This window comes from Streptomyces roseolus (assembly GCF_014649855.1).
GTDB lineage: Bacteria > Actinomycetota > Actinomycetes > Streptomycetales > Streptomycetaceae > Streptomyces > Streptomyces roseolus.
This window is the reverse complement of sequence record NZ_BMTV01000032.1, coordinates 24266-49583: the sequence shown is the minus strand read 5'-3', so window position 1 is coordinate 49583 and position 25318 is coordinate 24266. Positions and strand designations below refer to the sequence as shown.

Sequence of the window (25318 nt, the reverse complement as noted above, 5' to 3'; positions counted from 1 at the left end):
GGCCGAGTGCCGGGGAGTCCTCCAGCCGATGACGCCGGACGAGGCCCTTTTCACAAGAAGCTCACAGACGGCTCCCGCCCGGACGGGGCGGCCACGGGAAAACGGGGGCGCTGGGGCGGAGCGGGGCACGTACCCTTTTCTGTTGTGCCGAACGCCAACGAAGACACCTCGACCGAGCTGAGCCAGGTGCAGCGCCGCGCCGTCAGCGAACTGCTGCGCGTGGCCCCTGTCGCCGACGACCTCGCCCGCCGCTTCCAGGAGGCCGGATTCCGCCTCGCCCTGGTCGGCGGCTCGGTACGGGACGCCCTCCTCGGCCGGCTCGGCAACGACCTGGACTTCACCACGGACGCCCGCCCCGAGGACGTCCTGAAGATCGTCCGCCCCTGGGCCGACGCCGTCTGGGAGGTCGGGATCGCCTTCGGCACCGTCGGCTCGCAGAAGGACGGCTACCAGATCGAGGTCACGACGTACCGCTCCGAGGCGTACGACCGCACCTCCCGCAAGCCCGAGGTCTCCTACGGCGACTCCATCGACCAGGACCTCGTCCGCCGTGACTTCACCGTCAACGCGATGGCCGTGGCCCTCCCCGAGAAGGAGTTCATCGACCCGCACGGCGGCCTGGAGGACCTCGCCGCCCGGGTCCTGCGGACCCCGGGCACGCCCGAGGAGTCCTTCTCCGACGACCCGCTGCGCATGATGCGGGCGGCCCGCTTCGCGGCCCAGCTCGACTTCGAGGTCGCCCCCGAGGTCGTCACCGCGATGACGGAGATGGCCGACCGGATCGAGATCGTCTCCGCCGAGCGTGTCCGGGACGAGCTGAACAAGCTGCTGCTCTCCGCCCACCCGCGGAAGGGCCTCGGCCTGCTCGTCGACACCGGCCTCGCCGCCCACGTCCTCCCTGAGCTGCCCGCGCTGCGCCTGGAGAGCGATGAGCACCACCGGCACAAGGACGTGTACGAGCACTCCCTGACCGTCCTCGACCAGGCGATCGACCTGGAGGAGGACGGTCCGGACCTGGTGCTCCGTCTCGCCGCGCTCCTCCACGACATCGGCAAGCCGCGTACCCGCCGCTTCGAGAAGGACGGCCGGGTCTCCTTCCACCACCACGAGGTGGTGGGCGCGAAGATGACCAAGAAGCGCATGACCGCGCTGAAGTACTCGAACGAACTGGTCAAGGACGTCTCGCGGCTCGTGGAGCTGCACCTGCGCTTCCACGGTTACGGCACGGGCGAGTGGACCGACTCGGCCGTGCGCCGCTATGTCCGCGACGCCGGGCCGCTGCTCTCGCGGCTCCACAAGCTGACCCGCTCGGACTGCACCACGCGCAACAAGCGCAAGGCGTCGGCGCTCTCCCGGGCCTATGACGGCCTGGAGGAGCGCATCGCCCAGCTCCAGGAACAGGAGGAGCTGGACTCGATCCGGCCCGACCTCGACGGCAACCAGATCCAGGAGATCCTGGAGATCAAGCCGGGCCCCGCCGTCGGCCAGGCGTACAAGTTCCTCCTGGAGCTGCGCCTGGAGAACGGTCCGATGGAGTACGAGCAGGCCGTCGCCGCGCTCAAGGAGTGGTGGGCCGCGCGCGACTGAGCCCGCGCCCATGTTTCACGTGAAACACCCTGGACGGTGTTTCACGTGAAACGTCACCGTTCCCGGCCGGCCCCGCGCAGGAGCAGTGTGATGCCCGCGTATCCGCCGGCCACCAGCACGATCAGCAGCGGTGAGCGGCCGTCGGGCGGCAGCATCAGGGCGGAGACCCCGGCCGCCGCAACGAAGGCGACGTTGAAGAGCACGTCGTAGAGGGAGAAGACCCGGCCGCGGTAGGCGTCGTCCACGCTCGTCTGCACCACGGTGTCGGTCGCGATCTTCGCTCCCTGGGTGATGAACCCCAGGACGAAGGCGGCGACGAGGAACGGTGTCGGCCTGAAGGACACGGCGAGCGCCGGGACGAGGACGGCGGCCGCGGCCGAGCAGAGCCTCATCCAGCCGAAGGGCCCGAACCGTCCCACCGCCCAGGGCGAGAGGACGGCGGCGGCGAAGAAACCGGCGCCCGAGGCGGCGACGGCGATCCCCAGGAGTCCGAGCCCCTCGGACTCGGTGGTGCTCCAGGCGTACCGGCAGAGCATCAGCACGGTCACGAGCAGGGCGCCGTAGCAGAAGCGCATCAGCCCGACGGCGGTGAGCGCCCGGGCGGCCCGTCGGCGTGCGGCGAGATGGCGCAGTCCGGCGGCGAGGCCCCGGGCGGTGGAGGCGATGGCCGTGGAGAGCCGGTCCGGCACCTGGTCCGGGTCGGGACCGAGCAGTGCCCGGGCGATCCGCAGGGAGGCGAGGGCGGCGCAGAGGTACAGCACGGCACCGAAGGTGACCACGGCGGCGTCGGACCCGTCGGCCAGCAGCCGGACGCCGAAGGCGAGCCCGCCGCCGACGGTGGCGGCGAGGGTGCCGGCGGTGGGCGAGAGCGAGTTGGCCACGACCAGCCGTTCCTCGTCGACGACCCGGGGCAGGGCGGCCGAGAGCCCGGCGAGCACGAAGCGGTTGACGGCCGTGACGGAGAGGGCGGAGGCGTAGAAGAGCCAGTCGGGGACCGGGGCGAGGATCAGCACGGCGGTCCCGCCGGCGAGCAGGGCACGGAGCAGGTTCCCGTAGAGGAAGACCTGGCGGCGCTGCCAGCGGTCGAGGAGGACGCCGGCGAAGGGGCCGACGAGGGAGTACGGGAGCAGCAGCACGGCCATGGCGGAGGCGATGGCGGCGGGGGTCGCCTGCTTCTCGGGGGAGAAGACGACGTACGTGGCCAGGGCGACCTGGTAGACCCCGTCCGCGCACTGGGAGAGCAGCCGGACGGCGAGCAGGCGCCGGAAGTCCCGCAGGCGCAGCAGTACGCGCAGATCACGTGCGACGGACATGGCAGCAAGACTCACATACGGCGAGGGTCCCCGGGCAGTGCCGCGGGGACCCTCGTCAGGTGAGACGCATCGGACCTCGGAGGGTCAGCGCTCGACCTCGCCCTTGATGAACTTCTCGACGTTGGCCAGGGCCTCGTCGTCGAAGTACTGGACCGGCGGGGACTTCATGAAGTAGCTCGACGCGGAGAGGATCGGGCCGCCGATGCCGCGGTCCTTGGCGATCTTCGCGGCACGCAGGGCGTCGATGATGACACCCGCGGAGTTCGGGGAGTCCCAGACCTCGAGCTTGTACTCGAGGTTCAGCGGGACGTCACCGAAGGCGCGGCCCTCGAGGCGGACGTACGCCCACTTGCGGTCGTCCAGCCAGGCCACGTAGTCCGACGGGCCGATGTGGACGTTCTTGTCGCCCAGCTCGCGGTCGGGGATCTGCGAGGTGACGGCCTGCGTCTTGGAGATCTTCTTGGACTCCAGGCGCTCGCGCTCGAGCATGTTCTTGAAGTCCATGTTGCCGCCGACGTTGAGCTGCATGGTGCGCTCGAGACGGACACCGCGGTCCTCGAAGAGCTTGGCCATCACGCGGTGCGTGATGGTGGCGCCCACCTGGGACTTGATGTCGTCGCCGACGATCGGGACACCGGCCTCGGTGAACTTGTCGGCCCACTCCTTGGTGCCGGCGATGAAGACCGGGAGGGCGTTGACGAAGGCGACCTTGGCGTCGATGGCGCACTGGGCGTAGAACTTCGCCGCTTCCTCGGAACCGACGGGCAGGTAGCAGACGAGGACGTCGACCTGGCGGTCCTTGAGGATCTGGACGACGTCGACCGGCGCCTCGGCGGACTCCTCGATGGTCTGGCGGTAGTACTTGCCGAGACCGTCGAGGGTGTGGCCGCGCTGGACGGTGACGCCGGAGGCGGGCACGTCGCAGATCTTGATGGTGTTGTTCTCGCTGGCGCCGATGGCGTCCGCGAGGTCCAGGCCGACCTTCTTCGCGTCGACGTCGAAGGCGGCGACGAACTCGACGTCACCGACGTGGTAGTCGCCGAACTGGACGTGCATCAGACCGGGCACCTTGGTCGCCGGGTCGGCGTCCTTGTAGTACTCGACGCCCTGCACCAGCGAGGCGGCGCAGTTGCCCACGCCGACGATGGCTACGCGAACCGAACCCATTCCGGTTGCTCCCTGTTGTGATCGTGGAAGCCCTGCTGAAGCAGGGCTTCACTTGGTGGTGTCATCGGACGGATCCGGCCGGGTACTGCCCCCGTGCCGGGGCAGGCCGCCCGTCTCTCCAGAATCGTTGTCGTGCGGAGCGTCGGTGCCGGGCCGCTGGTCGCGTCCCGCCCGCTCGCTCTCGATGAGCTCGTTCAGCCAGCGCACTTCGCGCTCCACGGACTCCATTCCGTGGCGCTGGAGCTCAAGCGTGTAGTCGTCGAGTCGCTCGCGCGTCCGGGCCAGCGAGGCGCGCATCTTCTCCAGGCGCTCCTCCAGCCGGCTGCGGCGGCCTTCGAGGACCCGCATCCGCACCTCGCGCTCGGTCTGGCCGAAAAACGCGAAGCGGGCGGCGAAGTGCTCGTCCTCCCAGGTGTCCGGGCCGGTGTGGGAGAGGAGCTCCTCGAAGTGCTCCTTCCCTTCGGGCGTCAACCGGTAGACGATCTTGGCCCGGCGTCCTGCGAGTGACGAGGCGAGCGCCTCCTCGGGGGCGCTGCCCGGCTCCTCGATCAACCAGCCGTTGGCGACCAGCGTCTTGAGGCAGGGGTAAAGCGTCCCGTAGCTGAACGCTCGGAAGATGCCGAGCGAGGTGTTGAGGCGCTTGCGCAGCTCGTACCCGTGCATCGGGGCTTCGCGCAGCAGGCCGAGAACGGCGAATTCGAGGATGCCGGAGCGTCTGCTCATCCGTCGCCCTCCTCCGCTCTGCGGTCGGTGTCCGAAACACTTATGCCGTGCTGATGTATCGACTCGATACATCAGCACGATAGAACGGCCCGAGAGGTCCGACAAGTGGGGGTGTGGTGACCGGCGTCACATCGTCAATTCACAGCGTGCGACTTGCCTGATTTGGGGTGAACTCCGGTGCAAGAGGGGTTTTGGCCGTGCGTAGTCTGTGCGGCATGCACACCACCGGGAACCAGGAGCCGCGCTGGGGCGTCAGTGCAGCGGGTGACCGGCTGCGGTACGAAAGGGGCCTCCGATGGGCTCCGGTCGTACGCATTTCGGGGGGACCGGAACTCAACTGCCGCTTCCAGGCGTACGCGCCTGCCCGAGGAGTAGTCGTTCGATGAGCGAGCACCGTCGCAGGATGCCGTCGCAGGAGCCGCCGACGGGCGGCCGCGCGGCGGCACGACGCGCCGCCCAGCAGCCGGCCGGCCGCAGGTCGGCCCCGGCCCAGAACCCCGGTGGCGGGACGCCCCCGTACGGATCGCCGGCCCCGTACGGGTCGTCCGCCCCGTACGGGCCGTCCGGTTCCCACGGGGCGCCCTCCTCCCCCGGGGAGGAGGCACGTCCGTACGGCGGCCGCGCGGAGGCCCGCCGGGCCGCCCAGCGCGGCGGCCGCCGGCGCGCGCCCGCGGCCGGCCCCGGCGGACCGAACGGTCCCGGCGGCGGTGGCCGCCGGGGCGGAGGAGGCGGTGGCGGCGGACGCGGCGGCGGCCCGGGCGGCCGTCCGCCGGGCAAGAAGCGGCTGATCGACTACCCGCGGCACGACAAGGACGGCTGGCGTCGCTGGATGCCGTCCTGGAAGCTCGTCACGGGCGCGTTCCTGCTCTTCGTGGGCCTCCTCATGGGCGTCTCCGTCTTCGCGTACACCCAGGTGGTCGTCCCCAACGTGGCCGAGGCCGCGACCTCCCAGAACAACATCTACTACTGGAGCGACGGCTCGCGGATGGTCGCCACCGGCGCCGGCGCGAACCGCCAGATCGTCGGCATCGACCAGATCCCGAAGGTCATGCAGGAGGCCGTGATCTCGGCCGAGAACAAGACCTTCCGGGACGACTGGGGCGTCGACCCCATGGGCATCGGCCGCGCCGTGTGGAACATGGCGAAGGGCGGCGAGACCCAGGGCGGCTCGACCATCACCCAGCAGTACGTGAAGAACGGCCTGCTCAACGACCAGACCCAGTCGCTCTCCCGGAAGGTGAAGGAACTCTTCATCTCCATCAAGGTCGGCAACGACCTGGAGAAGAACGACATCCTGGCCGGCTACCTCAACACCGCCTACTACGGCCGCAACGCCTACGGCATCCAGGCGGCCTCCCGCGCGTACTTCGAGAAGGACTCCAAGGACCTCAACGCCTCCGAGTCGGCGGTGCTCGCCGCCGTGCTGAAGGGCGCGACGTACTACGACCCGGCCGGATACCCCGAGTACGACCCCAACGCCACCGCCGAGAAGAACCTGGCGCGCCTCACCGAGCGCTGGTCCTGGATCCTCGACGAGATGGTCAAGGACGGGAAGATCGCGGCGGAGGAGCGGGCGAAGTACACGACCCTGCCGAAGATCCAGAAGCGGAAGACGGACGCGCAGCTCAGCGGCCAGATCGGCTACCTGGTCGCCACCGCCAAGGCCAACTTCCGCAGCAAGTACGACATCAGCGAAGAGGCCCTGAACCTCGGCGGGTACGAGATCCACACCACCTTCGACAAGAAGAAGGTGGACGCGATGTCGGACTCGGTCAAGAAGGTCTACGACGAGTACATCGACGAGAAGAAGCGCCCGAAGGACGACACCCACGTCGAGTTCGGCGGCGCCTCCGTCGACGTCAAGACCGGCGCCATCGTCGCGATCTACGGTGGCCAGGACGCCACCAAGCACTACACCAACAACGCCGACACCACCGGTGCCCAGGTCGGTTCGACGTTCAAGCCGTTCGTGCTCGCCGCCGCGATGAAGGACGGCGTGCGCGACCCGGAGGGCCCCGCGGACCAGGGCCCCTCCACGCGCACCCTGGTCGACCCCGACAAGAGCCGCTACAGCGGCAAGGACGACCTCAAGGTCCGCAAGTACAACGGCGAGATCTGGCACGACGAGAACGGGAACGAGTGGGAGCAGGACAACGAGGGCGACCGGAGCTACGGCAATATCAGCCTGCGCCGGGCGATGATCGTCTCCGCCAACTCCCCCTTCGTACAGCTGGGCATGGACGTCGGCATCGACAAGGTCCGTGAGGCGGCCGTCGAGGCCGGTCTGCGTCCTGACTCCCTGGTCAAGGGTGAGGTCCCGTCCTTCTCGCTCGGCATCTCCAGCCCCAGCGCGATCCGGATGGCCGGCGCCTACTCCACCTTCGCCAACCAGGGCGTGCGCAACGAGCCGTACTCGGTCACCAAGGTGGTCAAGGGCGGCCGGGTCATCTTCAAGCACGAGGGCAAGTCCGAGCAGGCGTTCTCCTCGGCCATCTCCTCCAACGTCACCGACGTGCTCCGCAGCGTCGTCGAGGACGAGGACGGCACCGGCAACAACGCGGCCATCCCCGGCCGCGACGTGGCCGGCAAGACCGGTACCACCGACGACAACATGTCGGCCTGGTTCGTCGGCTACACCCCGCAGCTCGCGACGGCGATCGACATGTACCGCTTCGACGACGACGAGACCAAGGAAGGCCGCGAGTTCCTGGAGATGTACGGCACGGGCGGCCAGAAGTCGATCCACGGTTCGTCCTTCCCGTCCCAGATCTGGAACGACTACATGACGGACGCCGTGGCCGACCTGCCCGTCGAGAAGTTCCCGAAGCCGGAGAAGCTCGCGGACGCCAAGGCGGTCTACGGCGGCGGCGCCACGCCCAAGCCGACGGCCACCCCGACGCCGACCGCGACGCCCACGCCGACCGAGACGGCCACCACCGCCCCCCCGACGACGACTCCCCCGGCGATGCCCACCGACAGCGGCCGTCCGACGACCAAGGAGCCGAAGCCCGGCAAGACCACCTGCAGCATCTGGGACAGCTGGGACTGCAACGACACGGGCGGCGGCGACGGCGGATCCACTCCGCCGACACCGACCGGCAGCACGGCGCCGACCCCGACGAACACTACGACGGACCCGGCGGGTCCCGGCAACGGGGGCAACGGGAACAACGGCGGCAGCGGCGGAGACCCGACCGACAGCTCCACCGGGGGCTTCTTCGACTGAGGCGTCCGACTCGGAGGACCCGCCGGGCGACCGGCCGGGACGACCCGCCGGACGACCGGCGCGGCGAGGGCCGTCGCGCCCGCCCCGTACCCACGCGGTACGGGGCGGAGCGCGGCGGCCCTCCGCGTCATCGCCCCGGGCACGGCCGGATTCCCGGGGGCGTACGGCAGGATGTCCCCCATGCCGAGCCTGAAGAAGACGAACGGCCCCCCCGACGACGCCCCTGTCGACGCCGCCCCCGTCGTCGAGACCGTCGTCGCCCCCACCCGGCGCGACGAGGTGGCCGCCGCCGGCAGCGCCCTCATCGGCGGGCGCCACGGCCGCCGCGCCCTGCCCGGCAGCGGGCCCGGGGGCGGGCAGTTCACCCCGGTACGGGTGGTCGCGCTCGTGGCCATCGGCATGTTCGCCCTCGGCATGGTGCAGAAACTGCCCTGCTACAACTGGGCCTGGTTCCGCGGCACCACCTCCCAGTACACCCACGCCTGCTACTCGGACATCCCGCACCTCTTCGCCGGGCGCGGCTTCTCCGAGGGGCTGGTGCCCTACTTCGACCGGCTCGCCGGCGACATACCGTTCCTGGAGTACCCCGTCCTGACGGGGCTGTTCATGGAGGTGGCGGCCTGGATGACGCCCGGCGGCGACCTCCAGGCCAGCGGGCAGGCGTACTGGCTCGTCAACTCCGGCCTGCTGATGGTCTGCGCGGCCGTCCTCGCGGTCTGCGTGGCCCGGACGCACCGCAACCGCCCCTGGGACGGCCTGCTCGTCGCCCTGGCGCCCACCGTGGCCCTCACCGCCACCATCAACTGGGACCTGCTCGCCGTGGCCCTCACCGCCGCCGCGATCCTGATGTGGTCCCGCTCCCGGCCGCTCGCCGCCGGCATCCTGCTGGGCCTGGCCGTCGCCGCCAAGTTCTACCCCGTGCTGCTGCTGTGGCCGCTGCTGCTGCTCTGCCGACGGGCCGGCCGGATGCGCGCCTTCGGCACCGCGCTGCTCGGCGCGGCGGGTTCCTGGCTGGTGGTGAACCTGCCGGTGATGCTCCTCGCGCCCGAGGGCTGGAAGCAGTTCTACCTCTTCAGCCGCGACCGGAACGTGGACTTCGGCTCGATCTGGCTGCTCGTCAGCCAGCGCGCCGGGCAGACCATCCCGCCCGAACGCGCCAACCTGTACGCGCTGCTCCTCCTGCTGCTCGCCGCCGGCGGCCTCGGCTGGCTGGCCTTCGCCGCGCCCCGGCGGCCCCGCCTCGCCCAGCTGGCGTTCCTGATGGTCGCCGCGTTCGTCCTCACCAACAAGGTCTACTCGCCGCAGTACGTCCTCTGGCTGGTGCCGCTCGCCGCGCTCGCCCGGCCGCGCTGGCGGGACTTCCTGATCTGGCAGTCCTGCGAGGTCCTGTACTACCTCGGGATCTGGATGTACCTCGCGTTCACCGGCAGCGGCAACAAGCAGGGGCTGCCGCTGGACGGCTACCACTTCGCGATCGTGCTGCACCTGCTGGGCACGGTCTACCTGTGCGCCGTGGTCGTACGGGACGTCCTGGCGCCCGAGAAGGACCCGGTCCGCCAGGACGGCGCCGACGACCCCTCGGGCGGCGTCCTGGACGGCGCCCGGGACGTCTTCGTGGTGGGCGCGGCCGCCCGGCCGGCCCGCCACGCGGCCCCCGCGCCCTGCGAGGGGGAGCTCCTCGTGACATGGGGAACCCCCGGGGCCGAGGGCTCCCGGGGGTGATCCGACGACGCGGGGACGACCGGCTCAGCGCTCCACGAGCCGGTCGAACTGCGTCGTGGTGTGCCGCAGGTGGGCCACCAGCTCGTCGCCGACCTGCGGCTCCTGGGCGTCGGCCGGCACGAAGAGGATCGACACCTGCATGTGCGGCGGCTCGGCGAACCAGCGCTGCTTGCCCGCCCAGACGAACGGCGACAGGTTCCGGTTGACCGTGGCCAGACCGGCCCGGGCCACGCCCTTGGCCCGCGGCATCACGCCGTGCATCGCCTTCGGCGCCTCCAGGCCCACGCCGTGCGAGGTGCCGCCGGCGACGACGACCAGCCAGCCGTCCGAGGCCGCCTTCTGCTGGCGGTAGCCGAAGCGGTCGCCCTTGGCGACCCGGGTGACGTCCAGGACCGAACCGCGGTACTCGGTGGCCTCGTGGTCGCCCAGCCAGAGGCGGGTGCCGATCCGGGCGCGGAAGCGGGTCTGCGGGAACTGCTGCTGGAGCCGGGCCTGCTCCTCGGCCCGCAGGTGGCTCACGAACATGGTGTGCAGCGGCAGCCGGGCGGCGCGCAGCCGGTCCATCCAGGAGATGACCTCCTCGACGGCGTCCGTGCCGTCCGGGCGGTCCAGCGGCAGGTGCAGGGCGAAGCCCTCCAGGCGCACGTCCTCGATCGCGGAGGCGAGCCGGCCGAGCTCGTCCTCGCGGACGCCGTGCCGCTTCATCGAGCTCATGACCTCGATGACGACCCGGGCGCCGACCAGCGCGTGCACGCCGTCGACGGAGGAGACGGAGCGGATCACCCGGTCCGGCAGCGGCACCGGCTCCTCACCCCGCCGGAAGGGGGTGAGGACCAGCAGGTCGCCGCCGAACCAGTCCTTGATCTTCGCGGCCTCGTACGTGGTCCCCACCGCGAGCATGTCGGCGCCGAACCGGGCCGCCTCCTCGGCGAGTCGCTCGTGACCGAAGCCGTAGCCGTTGCCCTTGCAGACCGGGATCAGACCGGGGAACTGGTCGATCACGGACTTCTGGTGCGCCCGCCAGCGAGCGGTGTCGACGTAGAGGGAGAGCGCCATGGCCGGCCCGGAACCTTTCTGATGGCTGCGGTGGGGGGTTTCGCAGGTGTGTACGAGACTCGTGGAACTACGAGGTTACGCAAGCCCCGCGCGGTGCGTCAGCGGCGCGACATGTAGATGTCGAGCGCCTTGTGCAGGAGCTTGTTCAGCGGGAAGTCCCACTCGCCGACGTACTCCACGGCCTCGCCGCCGGTGCCGACCTTGAACTGGATCAGGCCGAAGAGGTGGTCGGTCTCGTCGAGCGAGTCGGAGATGCCGCGCAGGTCGTAGACGGTGGCGCCCATCGCGTACGCGTCGCGGAGCATCCGCCACTGCATGGCGTTGGACGGCCGGACCTCGCGGCCGATGTTGTCGGAGGCGCCGTACGAGTACCAGACGTGGCCGCCGACGACGAGCATCGTCGCCGCGGAGAGGTTCACGCCGTTGTGGCGGGCGAAGTAGAGGCGCATCCGGTTGGGGTCCTCGTTGTTGAGGACCGTCCACATGCGCTGGAAGTACGAGAGCGGGCGCGGCCGGAACTTGTCGCGGACGGCGGTGATCTCGTACAGGCGCTGCCACTCGGCGAGGTCCTCGTAGCCGCCCTGGACGACCTCGACGCCGGCCTTCTCGGCCTTCTTGATGTTGCGGCGCCACAGCTGGTTGAAGCCCTTGAGGACGTCGTCGAGCGAGCGGTTGGCCAGCGGGACCTGGAAGACGTAGCGGGGCTGCACGTCGCCGAAGCCGGCGCCGCCGTCGTCTCCCTGCTGCCAGCCCATCTTCCGCAGCCGGTCGGCCACCTCGAAGGCGTGCGGCACGACCTCGGTGGCCTGCACGTCCTTGAGGCGCTTGACGTCCGGGTCCTGGATGCCGGACTTGATCGCGGCCGCGTCCCAGCGGCGGATGACGACCGGCGGGCCCATCTTCACGGAGAAGGCGCCCTGCTGCTTGAGGTGGGCCAGCATCGGCTGGAGCCACTCGTCGAGGTTGGGGGCGTACCAGTTGATGACCGGGCCCTCGGGGAGGTACGCCAGGTAGCGCTTGAGCTTGGGGAGCTGGCGGTAGAGCACCAGGCCCACGCCGACGAGCTCGCCGTTCTTGTCGAACCAGCCGAGGTTCTCCGAGCGCCACTCGGTCTTCACGTCCGCCCACGCCGGGACCTGGCAGTGGCTCGCGCCGGGCAGGCTCTGGATGTACGCCAGATGCTGCTCTCGGCTGATGGTCCTCAGGGTCAGGCTCATGTCGGGGCGCTCCTCGGCAGGTGTGTCCCCATCGGTCAGGGGCTCCGGCTCTCGCGCCGAAGCCTACTGCGACCGGGGAGCGCCCCGAAGGGCCACGGGGGCCCTGACGTGCCCGGTGTCAGTTGATCACCCCGGTGAAGAGCCCGCCGTGAGCCATGCCGAGGTAGAAGCCGACGGCCGCGGCGCCGAGGCCGACGATCAGGAAGAAGCGTTCGCGGGTGGTGACGGAGATGAACTGCCCGTAGGCCCCGGTCAGGATGCCGATCAGGCCCGTCCACGAGCTGAGCAGGTGCAGGCTGTGGAACTGCGCCGTGACGAAGGACAGGATGCCGAGCACCAGGGTCACCGCGAGCAGCGTGTCCTGGAGCGGGTGCGGCTTGCCGTCCGTCGCGAAGAGGGAGTGGCCGGGGTCGGGTCGCATTGCCTGTGCCATGGGGCACCTCCTGGCGTGCCGAGCGGAGGGCGGCGCATCCTAGCGCCGCCGACGTCCGATGTGTACAGATTGCGTCCCCTCCCCGCCGGATTTCAACCGCAAGGCGTTGTGCGGGTACTCTGTACGGTCTGCGCCGGTGTCTGCCCTGGTCCTGCCAGTCTGGACGCCGTCGCTCACGCATCACGACCCTCCTGCCACGGAACGACCGTGGCCGCTGAGTCCAAAGGAGGTGGGTTCCACATGCGTCACTACGAGGTGATGGTCATCCTCGACCCCGATCTCGAGGAGCGCGCTGTCTCCCCGCTGATCGAGAACTTCCTCTCCGTCGTCCGTGAGGGCAACGGAAAGGTCGAGAAGGTCGACACCTGGGGCCGTCGTCGTCTCGCCTACGAGATCAAGAAGAAGCCCGAGGGCATCTACTCGGTCATCGACCTGCAGGCCGAGCCTGCGGTCGTCAAGGAGCTCGACCGCCAGATGAACCTGAACGAGTCGGTCCTCCGGACCAAGGTCCTCCGTCCCGAGACCCACTGAGCTTCCGCTCAGAGGTAATCGGGTCCGAGTAGCAGCAAGCAGCCAGAAGCAACGCCGAGAGGTTCACCCATGGCAGGCGAGACCGTCATCACGGTCGTCGGCAATCTCGTCGACGACCCCGAGCTGCGCTTCACCCCGTCCGGTGCGGCGGTCGCGAAGTTCCGCGTCGCGTCCACTCCCCGCACCTTCGACCGTCAGACCAACGAGTGGAAGGACGGCGAGAGCCTCTTCCTGACCTGCTCGGTCTGGCGTCAGGCGGCGGAGAACGTCGCGGAGTCCCTTCAGCGCGGCATGCGTGTCGTCGTGCAGGGCCGTCTGAAGCAGCGGTCCTACGAGGACAACCAGGGCGTCAAGCGCACGGTCTTCGAGCTGGACGTCGAGGAAGTCGGTCCCAGCCTGCGCAACGCCACGGCCAAGGTCACCAAGACCACCGGCCGCGGTGGCCAGGGTGGCGGCGGCGGCTTCGGCGGCGGCGGCCAGCAGGGTGGCGGCGGCTGGGGTGGCAACTCCGGCGGCGGCCAGCAGCAGGGCGGCGGAGCTCCCTCCGACGACCCCTGGGCCTCCGGCGGCTCCTCCTCCGGCGGCCAGCAGGCCGGCGGCGGTGGCGGCTGGGGTGGCAACTCCGGCGGCGGCTACTCGGACGAGCCTCCCTTCTAGGGCCCGGCCCCGGAAGCAGCTCGTACCCCACACTTCTTGATCACACAGGAGAAACACCATGGCGAAGCCGCCTGTGCGCAAGCCTAAGAAGAAGGTCTGCGCGTTCTGCAAGGACAAGACCGCGTACGTGGACTACAAGGACACGAACATGCTGCGGAAGTTCATTTCCGACCGCGGCAAGATCCGTGCCCGCCGCGTGACCGGCAACTGCACGCAGCACCAGCGTGACGTCGCCACGGCCGTCAAGAACAGCCGTGAGATGGCGCTGCTGCCCTACACGTCCACCGCGCGATAAGGGAAGGGTGACCGAAAAATGAAGATCATCCTCACCCAGGAAGTCTCCGGCCTCGGTGCGGCCGGCGACGTCGTCGAGGTCAAGGACGGCTACGCTCGCAACTACCTGGTCCCGCGTGGTTTCGCGATCCGCTGGACCAAGGGTGGCGAGAAGGACGTGGCGCAGATCCGCCGCGCCCGCAAGATCCACGAGATCGCGACCATCGAGCAGGCCAACGAGATCAAGGCCAAGCTCGAGGGCACGAAGGTCCGTCTGGCCGTTCGCTCCGGCGACGCCGGCCGTCTCTTCGGCTCCGTGACCCCGGCCGACGTCGCCACGGCGATCAAGTCCGCCGGTGGCCCCGAGGTCGACAAGCGTCGCGTCGAGCTCGGTTCGCCGATCAAGACCCTGGGCTCGCACCAGGTGCTCGTGCGTCTGCACCCCGAGGTTGCCGCGAAGCTCGGCATCGAGGTCGTTGCCGCGTAACGCTGCGCTCAGCAGTACGGATGGGCCGCTCCCCGCTGGGGGGCGGCCCATCCGCCGTTTCACGTGAAACAGGCGCTTGTGGCTCTTTGCGGCGTTTCACGTGAAACACCGCCCCCGGTCAGCGAGTGGCGCCCGTGACGATCCAGCGGCCGGAGCGCATCCGGAACCAGAGGGTGGCCAGCCGGACCGTCATCATCAGCGTCATCGCCCACCAGAGTGCGGTCAGCCCGCCGCCGACCACGGGCACGAGCAGGGCGACCGGTGCGAAGACCGCCAGGGTGAGCAGCATCGCCCAAGCGAGGTAGGGACCGTCTCCCGCGCCCATGAGGACGCCGTCGAGGACGAAGACGACGCCGGAGATCGGCTGCGACAGGGCCACGACGAGCAGGGCCGGCAGCAGGGTGGACCGGACGGCGGGGTCGCCGGTGAAGAGCGGGATGAAGAGCGGGCGGCTCAGGACGAGCAGCAGCCCGAGGACCACTCCGGAGACGACGCCCCACTGGACCATCCGGCGGCAGACCTGGCGGGCGCCCTCGGCGTCGTCGGCACCCAGATAGCGACCGATGATGGCCTGGCCCGCGATGGCGATGGCGTCCAGGGCGAAGGCCATCAGGCTCCACAGCGAGAGGATGATCTGGTGGGCGGCGACCTCGGTGTCGCCCAGACGGGCGGCGACGGCGGTGGCGATCATCAGGGCGGCGCGCAGCGAGAGCGTACGGACCAGGAGGGGGACGCCCGCCTGGGCCGAGGCCCGGATGCCGGCGGCATCGGGCCGGAGCGAGGCTCCGTGGCGCCGGGCACCCCGGACGACCACGAAGAGGTACGCGGCGGCCATGCCGCACTGGGCGATGACGGTGCCCCAGGCGGAGCCCGCGATGCCGAGCCCGGCGCCGTAGACCAGTCCGAGGTTCAGGGCGCCGTTGGCCGCGAAGCCGCCGACGGCCACGTAGAGCGGGGTGCGGGTGTCCTGGAGCCCGCGCAGGACACCGGTGGCGGCCAGGACGATCAGCATCGCGGGAATGCCCAGGAGGGAGATTCGCAGATACGTGGTCGCGTGGGGCGCCGCGGTGTCGGAGGCGCCGAAGGCCTCGACCAGCCAGGGGGCCAGGGGGAGGGTGACCGCGATGAGGGCGAGCCCGAGGAGCAGGGCCAGCCAGATGCCGTCGATGCCCTGCCGGAGGGCGGCGGGCAGATCGCCCGCGCCGACCCGTCGGGCGACGGCGGCCGTGGTGGCGTAGGCGAGGAAGACGAAGACGCTGACGAAGGTGGAGAGCAGGGCGCCGGCGATGGCGAGGCCCGCGAGCTGTGGGGTGCCGAGGTGCCCCACGATGGCGCTGTCCACCATGAGGAAGAGCGGCTCGGCGACGAGGGCGCCGAAGGCCGGCAGGGCGAGCGACAGGATCTCGCGGTCGTGCCGGCGCAGCGTGGCCTTGGAGCTCGTGGGGGCCTGGGTCATGAGGGCCAATCTAATCGTCCACAGGTAAGTGATGCAATGGATTAGTGATCCTTACTTTCAGAGGGATCGGGACTTCGGGTGTGGGCTGTTTGTTCTGTTCGTGGTCCCCGCGCAAAAGTTTTTCTCCCCCACAGCCCGTGGATGGAAAAGGTGCAGGTCAGAGCCGCATCGAGGAGGGGGCTATGAGTTTGTCCACATGCCTGTCCCCCGGTCCGTGCACAGGATCCGGCGGCTTATCCACAGCATTGGGGCCTTCACCCACAGGGCCTGTGGATAACCAGGTTGGCTGACGCCCCTCCCGGGCCTACCGTGGACCGGCGCCCGACGCGTCAGAACCGGACGCAAAGCCACTCTTTGACCAAGGCCGTGGCGTAAGAAGGAGTGGCACGGCGAGGTCCGCTGAGCGGACGGGAAGAGGTGGCGGGTGAGCGTTCCCGAGCCCATGGACGACCCTTGGGCAGACGGCGGACCGAGCGACCGGCTGCCCGTCCGCACGCGGAGCGAAGGGCGAGGCGAGGGCCGCGGGCGCGGCCGGAGCCGTGAGGAGCAGCACGAGCGCGGCAGCGACGGTCCCTGGGACGGCGGCCTCGTCGGCTTCGAGCGGGTGCCCCCGCAGGACCTCGACGCCGAGCAGTCGGTGCTCGGCGGCATGCTGCTCTCCAAGGACGCCATCGCCGACGTCGTGGAGATCATCAAGGGTCACGACTTCTACAAGCCCGCGCACGAGACCGTCTTCGGCGCGATCCTCGACCTCTACGCCAAGGGTGAGCCCGCCGACCCCATCACGGTCGGTGCCGAGCTCACCAAGCGCGGCGAGATCAACCGCGTCGGCGGCGCCTCCTACCTGCACACCCTCGTCCAGTCGGTGCCCACCGCGGCGAACGCCTCGTACTACGCGGAGATCGTCCACGAGCGGGCCGTGCTGCGTCGGCTCGTGGAGGCCGGAACCAAGATCACGCAGATGGGTTACGCGGCCGACGGCGACGTCGACGAGATCGTGAACTCGGCCCAGGCGGAGATCTACAAGGTCACCGAGCAGCGGACCACCGAGGACTACCTGCCGCTCGGCGACATCATGGAGGGCGCGCTCGACGAGATCGAGGCGATCGGCTCCCGCAGCGGCGAGATGACCGGTGTGCCCACCGGCTTCAGCGACCTCGACTCGCTCACCAACGGCCTCCACCCCGGCCAGATGATCATCATCGCGGCCCGGCCCGCCATGGGTAAGTCGACCCTCGCCCTGGACTTCGCCCGGGCCGCCTCGATCAAGCACAACCTGCCCAGCGTCATCTTCTCCCTCGAAATGGGCCGCAACGAGATCGCGATGCGCCTGCTGTCCGCCGAGGCGCGGGTCGCCCTGCACCACATGCGCTCCGGCACGATGACCGACGAGGACTGGACCCGGCTCGCCCGCCGCATGCCCGACGTCTCCCAGGCGCCGCTCTACATCGACGACTCCCCGAACCTGTCGATGATGGAGATCCGCGCCAAGTGCCGCCGGCTCAAGCAGCGCAACGGCCTCAAGCTGGTCATCATCGACTACCTCCAGCTGATGCAGTCCGGCGGTTCCAAGCGGCAGGAGAGCCGTCAGCAGGAGGTCTCCGACATGTCGCGAAACCTCAAGCTCCTCGCCAAGGAGCTGGAGCTCCCGGTGATCGCGCTCTCCCAGCTGAACCGTGGCCCCGAGCAGCGCACCGACAAGAAGCCGATGGTCTCCGACCTCCGTGAGTCCGGTTCCATCGAGCAGGACGCCGACATGGTCATCCTGCTCCACCGCGAGGACGCCTACGAGAAGGAGTCGCCGCGCGCCGGCGAGGCCGACATCATCGTCGGCAAGCACCGTAACGGCCCCACGGCCACGATCACCGTGGCCTTCCAGGGCCACTACTCGCGCTTCGTGGACATGGCACAAACCTGATCGTGCCGCGGCGGGGCGCCAAGGCATGATCGTTCGCATGACCTCAGCCTTCGAAGCCCTTCTGCCCACCACCGAGCGTTCCCTGCTGCACCGCGTGGCCCGCGCCCAGAGCGAGGGCCGCGCGCCGTCGTTCGTGGGCGCCGTAGCCCGCGGGGGAGCGATGGTGTGGAGCGGCTCCCGCAGCTGTGTCGACGGCCATGCCCCGGACGCCGACACGCAGTACCGGATCGGCTCGATCACCAAGGTGTTCACCGCCGTCCTCGTCCTCAGGCTGAGGGACGAGGGGCTGCTCGGGCTCGACGACCCGCTGGAGAAGCACCTGCCCGGCACCGGAGTGGGCGAGGCGACCATCGCCCAGCTGCTCGGCCACACCGCGGGACTCGCGGCGGAGTCCCCCTCGCCCTGGTGGGAGCGGACACCCGGGTCCTCGCGGCCCGAGCTCTCCGACGTGCTGGGGGAGACGCCCGTGCTCCACCCCGCGGGCCGCACCTTCCACTACTCCAACCCTGGCTACACCCTGCTCGGCGCGCTGGTCGAGGCGGTGCGCGGGGTCTCCTGGGAGGAGGCGCTGCGCACCGAGATCCTGGAGCCGCTGGGAATGGACCGGACGACGGGGGAGCCCGTCGCCCCGCACGCCGGGGGCTGGGCGGTGCACCCCTGGGCCGATGTGATGCTTCCGGAGCCTTCCGAGGACCTCGGGGTGATGGGCGCGGCCGGCCGGCTGTGGTCGACGGCGGCGGACCTCTGCCGGTTCGGCGTCTTCCTCGCGGAGGGCGACGAGCGGGTGCTGAGCGCCTCCTCCGTCGCCGAGATGCGGGTCCCCGTGGGTCCCCCGGCGATCGGGGATCCGCTGATGGGGTACGGCCTCGGTCTCCAGGTGGCCCGGAAGGAGAGCGGCACGCTCATCGGACACGGCGGTTCGCTGCCGGGCTTCGTCGCGGGCCTCTGGGTGGACGTCGAGGAGGGCCTGGTCGGCGTGGCGCTCGCCAACGCCACGAGCGGCCCGCAGCCCGGGCTCGTCGCCACCGACCTCGTACGGATCGTGGCGGAGGCCGAGCCGCGGTTCCCCGAGCCGTGGCGTCCGCTGCCCGAGGCCGAGGTCGACCAGGAGCTCCTGGCGCTGACCGGCCCCTGGTACTGGGGGACGTACTCGTACGGTCTGCGGCTCGGCGCGGAGGGCGGGGTGGCCCTGGAGCCCCTGCGCGGGCCCGGCCGCGGCGCCCGCTTCCGGGCGCTGCCCGAGGGCGGCTGGATCGGGCTCGACGGGTACTACGCGGGGGAGCGGCTCCGTGTGGTGCGGCGTCCCGACGGCAGCGTCAGCCATCTCGACCTCGGCTCCTTCGTCTTCACCCGGGAGCCGTACGAGCCCGGGGACGCGGTTCCGGGCGGGGTGGACGAGCAGGGGTGGCGGGGGCTCTGACCCGGCCCCACCCGGCCCGGGTGACCCGGCCCGGAGGGCCCAGGCCAGATGACTCGGCCCAGGTGACTCGGATGCCAGTGTTTCACGTGAAACACGGGCATCCGCCGAGAGTCAGAGCGCGAGCTTGAAGCCCACGTGGCTCGCCTCGAAACCGAGCCGCTCGTAGAAGCGGAGCGCGTCGGTGCGGGTGACGTCGGAGGTCAGCTGGACCAGGACGCACTCCAGGCGCCGGGATTCCTCGACGGCCCACTCGATGAGCCGGGTGCCCAGGCCGCTGCCGCGCTCGTCGGCGTGGATCCGCACGCCCTCGATCAGCCCGCGGGTGGCGCCGCGCCGGGAGAGCCCAGGGATGATCGTCAGCTGGAGCGTGCCGACGACCCTTCCGTCGCGCGCGGCCACCACGAGGTGCTGGTTCGGGTCCTCCGCGAGCCGGGCGAAGGCGGAGAGGTACGGCACGGGGTCGTCCGGGGACTCCCGCTGGGCGCCGAGGGGGTCGTCGGCGAGCATCGCGACGATGGCCGGCACGTCCTCGGCGGTCGCGGGACGGATCTCAAGATCACTCATGCCCGCAGCGTACGGCGAGGCCGATCGTCAGGCGCCGACGGTCTCGCCTTCGAGGACCTGGACCAGGGGAGCGAGCTCGGGGTTCTTCGCGGCCTCGTCCAGGGCCTCGCGCAGGGCCCGGTCGTTGGTGGGGCGGGCCTCCGCGAGCAGCTTCTGGCCGGACTCGGTGACGTCCGTGTAGATGCCGCGCCGGTCGGTGGCACAGAGGTAGCGGGTGAGCAGGCCCCGGTCCTCCAGGCGCGTGACCAGCCGGGTGGTGGCGCTCTGGCTGAGCACCACGGCGTCGGCGACCTGCTTCATCTGGAGGTGTCCGCCGGGTCCGTCGTGCTGGCGGCTGAGGACGTCGAGGAGCGAGTACTCGCGGGCGCTCAGGCCGTGCCCGGACTCCAGGGCGCGCTCGATGTGGGACTCGATCCGGCCGTGCAGCAGGGAGAGGGCGCACCAGCGCTGCGCGAGTGCGGTGAGGGCGGGATCCGTCGCGGTCATGGTCTCTCCTCGTACCTCTCCTGGTCGGTCGGGCGGCTCGGGATCCAGAGTAGACGATGGCTCGCAATAGTGCGCGTCTGCAAGCATGTGGTCCCAGGGTGGCCGCTCGGCCCCGGAGGTCAGCCCGCCGCGACGGTCAGCGGGGCGAAGCGGCGGGAGATGTCGCCGGGGAGGCCCGGGGCGGAGCGGATCATCACCGCGTTCTCGATGATCGGGTCGAGGCCGTTCCCCTTGAGCCAGTCGAGGAGCTCGGTGTGGCGGACGTCGACGTCGGTGCGGAGCGGACGGTCCGTGGCGGCGGCCAGCGAGGCGACGAGCGCCTGGGCGGTGGCGGTGTCACGGGCGATCAGCGGCCCGACGACATGGGTGTCCATGTTGGGCCAGGCGGCGGCGAAGCCGGTGATCGCGCCGTCCTCGACGGCGACCCGCAGATGGTCGGCGAAGGCCGGGAGCCGGGTGATCAGCGGAGTGCGGTCCAGGCCGAAGATCTCGTGGTCGAGGCGGAGCACTTCCTGGAGGTCTTCCGCGGTGGCCGGGCGGACCGTGATCCCGGGCGCGGGCACGGTGGCGGAGAAACGCCCCTTCACCATCTCGGCGCGGCCGATCTCGGTGAAACCGAGTCCCTCGTAGAGCGGCTGCCCGTTCGGCGTCGCATGGAGGGTCAGCGGGGTTTCCCCGGCCTGCTCCACGACGTGGCGCATCAGCCGGCGCCCCACACCCTGTCGGGCATGACGCCGGTCGACGAGCACCATGCCGATGGCCGCGAGGCCGGGGCCGTAGGAGGTGACCACGCAACAGGCGAGCAGACCCTCGCCGTCCGGGGAGTCGATGCCGTACCCGGTGCCCGCGGCGAGCAGCAGGCCCCACTTGTGCTCCTCGCGCGGCCAGCCGCGGTTCTCGGAGAGATCGGCACAGGCCAGGAGATCGGCGGAGTCGAGACGCCGGATGGGGAGCTCGGCGAGAGCGGTGGGGGAGATCGGCATGACGGCCAGGGTCTCCGACGCGGTGATCTTCCGTCCAGGGGTTTTCCGTCCTGCCAGGAGTTTTCGGCCCTGGGATTCCGTCGTCGTTTCACGTGAAACACCCGAGCGCGCCGAAAGAGTGGAGCCTAGTCCGCAACCCCGCCCTTTGGCCCGAGAACACCGCTTTCCGCCCGAAGTCCCTCCGTGGGCCGCCATGCTGCGAACACGGAAGCCGGCTGCGTGAGGCGAGGCACATGATGGATGGTCCGACCAGTACGACGGGCGGGACGGGGGCCCGAATACCAGAGCCCTCCCCCGACGCGGTGCTCGTCCGTCGCACCCTCGAGGAGATCGCACCGGTCGCCGACAAGGTGACCTCGTACTTCTACGCCCTGCTCTTCCTCCGGACCCCGGCCCTGCGCGAGCTGTTCCCGGCCGCGATGGACACCCAGCGGGACCGCCTGCTCAAGGCCCTGCTCACGGTCGCCGAGCGGATGGACGACAGCGCCTTCCTCGTCGAGTACCTGGGTCATCTCGGCCGGGGACACCGGAAGTACGGCGTCGAGGCCGCCCACTATCCGGCGGTCGGCGAGGCGCTGATCGGCGCGCTCGCGCGGTACGCGGAGCGGAGCTGGGACGGGGAGACCGAGGCGGCCTGGGTCCGGGCGTACACGGCGATCTCGCAGATCATGATCGACGCGGCCGCCGAGGACGAGACGCGGGCACCGGCCTGGTGGCAGGCCGAGGTGGTCTCGCACGACCTGCGGACCCCCGACATCGCGGTGCTCACCCTGCGGCCCGACGCGCCCTACCCGTTCCTCGCCGGGCAGTTCACCACGCTGGAGACGCCCTGGTGGCCGCGCGTCTGGCGGCACTACTCCTTCGCCTCGGCGCCCCGTCCGGACGGACTGCTCACCCTCCATGTGAAGGCGGTCCCGGCGGGGTGGGTCTCCCGAGCGCTGGTCCACCGTGCCCGGCCGGGGGACGTGCTCCGCCTCGGCCCGCCGACGGGCTCCATGACGGTCGACCACGCCACCGACTCCGGGCTGCTCTGCCTGGGCGGCGGGACCGGCATCGCGCCGATCAAGGCGCTGGTCGAGGACGTCGCCGAGCACGGCGACCGCAGGAAGGTCGACGTGTTCTACGGCGCTCGCAGCGGCCAGGACCTCTACGACATCGACACCCTGTTGCGGCTCCAGCGGACCTTCCCGTGGCTCGCCGTCCATCCCGTCACCGAGGCGCAGGGACCGCTGCCGCAGGCCGTCCGGGCGGCGGGCCCCTGGACCGAGCGGGACGCCTATCTCTCGGGACCGCTCGGCATGGTCCGGGAGGGCATCGACGTGCTCCGCGGCTCGGGGGTCCCCACCGAGCGGATCCGCCACGACTTCCTGGCGGAGCTCGCCACGGTGGGGGCCGGGTCAGCCGAGGTCGGGGGCGTGCATGGCGCGGACGCCCTCGATGTTGCCGTCGAGGTAGTGGCGCAGTGAGAGCGGCACCAGGTGGACGGCGGCGATCCCGACGCGGTTGAAGGGCACCCGGACGATCTCGTACTCGCCGACCGGTTCGTCCACCTCGGGGCCGTGCCGCAGGCTGAGGTCCATCGATTCGAGCCGGCAGACGAAGAAGTGCTGGACCTTCACGCCGGAGACCCCGCCGTCGACGATGTGCTCGACGGTGTCGACGAAACAGGGGACCACGTCGACGATCTTGGCGCCGAGCTCCTCGTGCACCTCGCGGTGCAGGGCTTCGACGACGGTGGAGTCGGAGGGCTCGACGCCGCCGCCGGGCGTCACCCAGTAGGGATCCATCCCCGGCTTGGTGCGCTTGATGAGGATGAGGTCGTCTCCGTCGAGCAGGATGGCGCGTGCGGTGCGCTTGACCACGGGGCGTTCGGGCATGGGAAGAAAATGGCCCGTTCCCGTCGGGCTGAAACGCCCCGCTCCCCCGCGATCCGGAACCGGCCCGGTGCTCCGTGAGATACGCGCGCGGTGAGGCCGGTCCCGGTTCCGGGCCGAAGCGGGCGGCTAGCCGACGGCCTTGCGCGCCGCGTCGAGGGCCCGCAGCACGTCGGCGATCAGGTCCTCCGGGTCCTCCGCGCCGACCGAGAAGCGGATGAAGCCCTCCGCGACGGCGTCCCCGCCCCAGCGGCCGCGCCGCTCGGCCGAGGAGCGCACCCCGCCGAAGCTGGTGGCGTCGTCGACCAGACGCAGTTCCTCCAGGAAGCGTTCGGCCCGTGCGCGGTCGGCGAGCTCGAAGGAGATCACCGAGCCGAAGCGCCGCATCTGCCGCGAGGCGATCGCGTGCGAGGGGTCCTCCGGAAGACCGGGGTGGCGCAGACCGGTCACGTCGGGGTGCTCGGCGAGGACGCGGGCGAGCTCCAGGGCGGTGGCGCACTGGCGGTCGATCCGGAGCTGGAGCGTGGCCAGTGAGCGGTGGGCGAGCCAGGCCTCCATGGGCCCGGGGATCGCGCCGACGATCTTGCGCCAGCGGCGCACCTCCGCGGCCCGCTGCGGGTCGCGGCAGCTGACGTGGCCGAGCAGCACGTCGCCGTGGCCGGTCATGCCCTTGGTGTCGCTGGCCACCGAGAAGTCCGCTCCGAGTTCGAGGGGGCGCTGGCCGAGCGGGGTGGCGAGGGTGTTGTCGACGGCGACGAGTGCTCCGCCGGCGTGTGCCGCGGCGACCAGCCGGCGGATGTCGCAGACGTCGAGCCCGGGGTTGGAGGGGGTCTCGATCCACAGCAGCCTGGCGCCGTCGAGCACGTCGAGCTGGGCGTCGCCGCCGGTCGGCGCGGTGCGCACCTCGATCCCGTACGCGCGCAGCTGTTCGTGGAGGAGCGGCAGGGCCTGGTAGCCGTCGGCCGGCAGGACGACGGCGTCGCCGGCGGAGAGCTGGGAGAGGAGCACGGCGGAGATGGCGGCCATGCCGGAGGCGAAGACCACGGTCTCGACGCCGGACTCCCCGGGCGCCTCCAGGGTGCCGATGGCCCGCTCCAGATGGGTCCAGGTCGGGTTCTCGTCACGGCCGTAGGTGTACGGGCCGGTGGGCTCGCCCGGCAGGTGGAAGTGGGCGGCGAAGACCGGCCCCGGCAGGGTCGGTTCGTGCTTCACGGGCTCGGGCAGTCCGGCCCGTACGGCGAGCGTCCCGTCGCCGGGCCCCTCGCCGGGGTGGTGCCGTTCCTGAGGGATCAACGGGTTCACGGGGTCCTTTCCATGGTCTCGTCCCCCTGATGTCTTCCCCCGATTCCGGCCCGGACGGCGGCGAGGAGGCCCTCGCTCGCCGCCTCGGCCATCTCCAGGCATTCCTCGAAGCCCTCACGCCCGCCGTAGTAGGGGTCGGGGACGTCGAGCGCGTCCCCGGCGGCGGGGTCGTACGAGCGGAGCAGCCGGATCTTCGCCGCCTCGTCGGGGGTACGGGCGAGGCGGCGGAGCTCCCGGACGTGGCCCTCGTCGAGCGCGATCACCAGATCGAGTTCGGCGAACCAGGAGGTGCGGAACCGGCGGGCGGTGTGGGCGGAGGTGTAGCCGTGCTCCTCCAGGACGGTGACGGTGCGCGGGTCCGCCGGCTCGCCCTCGTGCCAGCCGCCGGTGCCCGCGCTGTCCACCTCGACCGCCCCACCGAGGCCGGCCTCCTCCACGCGCGCGCGGAAGACGTGCTCGGCCATCGGGGAGCGGCAGATGTTGCCGGTGCAGACGAAGCAGACGCGATAGGTCATGGCGGTCGCTCAGTCGCCGTCCGGGAGGAGCACGTTGAGCGCCCACGAGACGACGGAGATGACCAGGGCGCCGAGGACGGCGGTCCAGAAGCCGTCCACGTGGAAGCTGAGGTCGAACTGCTCGGCCAGCCACGAGGTGAGCAGCAGCATCAGGGCGTTGACCACCAGGGTGATCAGGCCGAGGGTCAGGATGAAGAGGGGCAGCGTCAGCAGCTTCACGATCGGCTTGACCAGGAAGTTGACGAGGCCGAAGACGAGGGCGACGAGCAGTAGGCTGCCGATCGCCTTGCCGGTGATCTCGTCGTCACCGGTCAGCGTGATGCCCCCGAAGAGCCAGATGGCCACGGCTAGGGCGCCCGCGTTGGCGAGCGTCTTGACTACGAAATTCTTCATGTGTCTGATCGTGGC

At 70.7% G+C, this 25318-nt stretch carries 24 protein-coding genes; 10 read left to right on the top strand and 14 right to left on the bottom strand.

The annotated features are described in order from the left end of the window. Positions 1–144: 144 nt before the first annotated feature. Entirely contained in the window at positions 145–1587 is a 1443-nt protein-coding gene (locus IE245_RS30530) for a CCA tRNA nucleotidyltransferase (RefSeq protein WP_189953456.1), read from the top strand. Positions 1588–1640: 53 nt separating this feature from the next. Here the strand turns inward: IE245_RS30530 and IE245_RS30525 are convergent, their stop codons facing one another. The 3 genes from IE245_RS30525 to IE245_RS30515 all read right to left on the bottom strand — a co-directional run bounded on the left by IE245_RS30525 (position 1641) and on the right by IE245_RS30515 (position 4790). Continuing rightward, positions 1641–2900: an MFS transporter gene (locus IE245_RS30525; protein WP_189953453.1), complete on the bottom strand. Its 1260-nt coding sequence runs from the start codon at positions 2898–2900 to the stop codon at positions 1641–1643. Between the two features lie 84 nt (positions 2901–2984). Next, the gene (locus tag IE245_RS30520) at positions 2985–4067 is read right to left on the bottom strand and encodes an inositol-3-phosphate synthase (protein WP_189953451.1); all 1083 of its coding nucleotides are present in this window, start codon (positions 4065–4067) and stop codon (positions 2985–2987) included. A gap of 48 nt (positions 4068–4115) precedes the next feature. Then, positions 4116–4790 (bottom strand): PadR family transcriptional regulator, encoded by a 675-nt coding sequence (locus tag IE245_RS30515; RefSeq protein ID WP_189953449.1) that lies wholly within the window; start codon positions 4788–4790, stop codon positions 4116–4118. A 382-nt stretch (positions 4791–5172) separates the two neighbouring features. Here IE245_RS30515 and IE245_RS30510 point away from each other — a divergent pair, with 382 nt between their 5' ends. Next, a complete protein-coding gene (locus IE245_RS30510; protein ID WP_189953447.1) occupies positions 5173–8016 on the top strand; it encodes a transglycosylase domain-containing protein in 2844 nt (947 codons plus the stop codon). Between the two features lie 180 nt (positions 8017–8196). Then, complete coding sequence (locus IE245_RS30505) at positions 8197–9738, top strand: glycosyltransferase family 87 protein (RefSeq protein ID WP_189953445.1); 1542 nt, start codon at positions 8197–8199, stop codon at positions 9736–9738. 24 nt (positions 9739–9762) lie between these two features. Here the strand turns inward: IE245_RS30505 and IE245_RS30500 are convergent, their stop codons facing one another. The 3 genes from IE245_RS30500 to IE245_RS30490 form a co-directional block, all read right to left on the bottom strand. After that, positions 9763–10794, bottom strand: coding sequence for an alanine racemase (locus IE245_RS30500; protein WP_189953443.1), 1032 nt, complete (start codon positions 10792–10794; stop codon positions 9763–9765). Between the two features lie 98 nt (positions 10795–10892). Further along, positions 10893–12011: a lipid II:glycine glycyltransferase FemX gene (locus IE245_RS30495; protein ID WP_189953440.1), complete on the bottom strand. Its 1119-nt coding sequence runs from the start codon at positions 12009–12011 to the stop codon at positions 10893–10895. 118 nt (positions 12012–12129) lie between these two features. Beyond that, a complete protein-coding gene (locus IE245_RS30490; protein WP_189953432.1) occupies positions 12130–12444 on the bottom strand; it encodes a hypothetical protein in 315 nt (104 codons plus the stop codon). Between the two features lie 240 nt (positions 12445–12684). Here IE245_RS30490 and rpsF point away from each other — a divergent pair, with 240 nt between their 5' ends. From rpsF to rplI, 4 genes are all read left to right on the top strand, one after another. Next, a complete protein-coding gene (gene rpsF / locus IE245_RS30485; protein WP_004950685.1) occupies positions 12685–12975 on the top strand; it encodes a 30S ribosomal protein S6 in 291 nt (96 codons plus the stop codon). A gap of 69 nt (positions 12976–13044) precedes the next feature. Next, a complete protein-coding gene (locus IE245_RS30480) occupies positions 13045–13632 on the top strand; it encodes a single-stranded DNA-binding protein (protein WP_189953430.1) in 588 nt (195 codons plus the stop codon). Between the two features lie 58 nt (positions 13633–13690). After that, positions 13691–13927 (top strand): 30S ribosomal protein S18, encoded by a 237-nt coding sequence (rpsR, locus tag IE245_RS30475; protein ID WP_005315025.1) that lies wholly within the window; start codon positions 13691–13693, stop codon positions 13925–13927. 18 nt (positions 13928–13945) lie between these two features. Beyond that, positions 13946–14392: a 50S ribosomal protein L9 gene (gene rplI / locus IE245_RS30470; RefSeq protein WP_169094053.1), complete on the top strand. Its 447-nt coding sequence runs from the start codon at positions 13946–13948 to the stop codon at positions 14390–14392. A gap of 118 nt (positions 14393–14510) precedes the next feature. Here rplI and IE245_RS30465 read toward each other — a convergent pair whose 3' ends face one another. Then, complete coding sequence (locus IE245_RS30465; RefSeq protein WP_189953428.1) at positions 14511–15848, bottom strand: MATE family efflux transporter; 1338 nt, start codon at positions 15846–15848, stop codon at positions 14511–14513. 424 nt (positions 15849–16272) lie between these two features. Here IE245_RS30465 and dnaB point away from each other — a divergent pair, with 424 nt between their 5' ends. Continuing rightward, positions 16273–17766: a replicative DNA helicase gene (gene dnaB, locus IE245_RS30460; protein WP_189953425.1), complete on the top strand. Its 1494-nt coding sequence runs from the start codon at positions 16273–16275 to the stop codon at positions 17764–17766. A 37-nt stretch (positions 17767–17803) separates the two neighbouring features. After that, entirely contained in the window at positions 17804–19186 is a 1383-nt protein-coding gene (locus IE245_RS30455) for a serine hydrolase domain-containing protein (RefSeq protein ID WP_189953423.1), read from the top strand. Positions 19187–19297: 111 nt separating this feature from the next. On the opposite strand, the gene IE245_RS30450 is transcribed toward IE245_RS30455, so the two are convergent. From IE245_RS30450 to IE245_RS30440, 3 genes are all read right to left on the bottom strand, one after another. After that, positions 19298–19750 carry a GNAT family N-acetyltransferase gene (locus IE245_RS30450; protein WP_189953421.1) on the bottom strand — a complete coding sequence of 151 codons (453 nt, stop codon included), beginning with the start codon at positions 19748–19750 and terminating at the stop codon, positions 19298–19300. A gap of 27 nt (positions 19751–19777) precedes the next feature. Further along, entirely contained in the window at positions 19778–20236 is a 459-nt protein-coding gene (locus tag IE245_RS30445) for a MarR family winged helix-turn-helix transcriptional regulator (protein ID WP_189953420.1), read from the bottom strand. Positions 20237–20355: 119 nt separating this feature from the next. Then, positions 20356–21219 carry a GNAT family N-acetyltransferase gene (locus tag IE245_RS30440; protein ID WP_189953418.1) on the bottom strand — a complete coding sequence of 288 codons (864 nt, stop codon included), beginning with the start codon at positions 21217–21219 and terminating at the stop codon, positions 20356–20358. Positions 21220–21452: 233 nt separating this feature from the next. Between IE245_RS30440 and IE245_RS30435 the strand changes: the two genes are divergently transcribed. Further along, positions 21453–22685 carry a globin domain-containing protein gene (locus IE245_RS30435; RefSeq protein WP_189953416.1) on the top strand — a complete coding sequence of 411 codons (1233 nt, stop codon included), beginning with the start codon at positions 21453–21455 and terminating at the stop codon, positions 22683–22685. Here the strand turns inward: IE245_RS30435 and IE245_RS30430 are convergent. The 4 genes from IE245_RS30430 to IE245_RS30415 form a co-directional block, all read right to left on the bottom strand. Further along, complete coding sequence (locus IE245_RS30430) at positions 22617–23096, bottom strand: NUDIX domain-containing protein (RefSeq protein ID WP_189953414.1); 480 nt, start codon at positions 23094–23096, stop codon at positions 22617–22619. The genes IE245_RS30435 and IE245_RS30430 overlap by 69 nt on opposite strands. Before the next feature lie 126 nt (positions 23097–23222). After that, on the bottom strand, positions 23223–24395 hold the full coding sequence (locus IE245_RS30425; RefSeq protein WP_229851699.1) for a cystathionine gamma-lyase: 1173 nt from the start codon (positions 24393–24395) through the stop codon (positions 23223–23225). Further along, positions 24392–24910 (bottom strand): low molecular weight protein-tyrosine-phosphatase, encoded by a 519-nt coding sequence (locus IE245_RS30420; RefSeq protein ID WP_189953411.1) that lies wholly within the window; start codon positions 24908–24910, stop codon positions 24392–24394. Before IE245_RS30420 ends, IE245_RS30425 begins: the two co-directional genes overlap by 4 nt. A gap of 9 nt (positions 24911–24919) precedes the next feature. Then, positions 24920–25303, bottom strand: coding sequence for a phage holin family protein (locus IE245_RS30415; RefSeq protein ID WP_189953409.1), 384 nt, complete (start codon positions 25301–25303; stop codon positions 24920–24922). Positions 25304–25318: the final 15 nt, after the last annotated feature.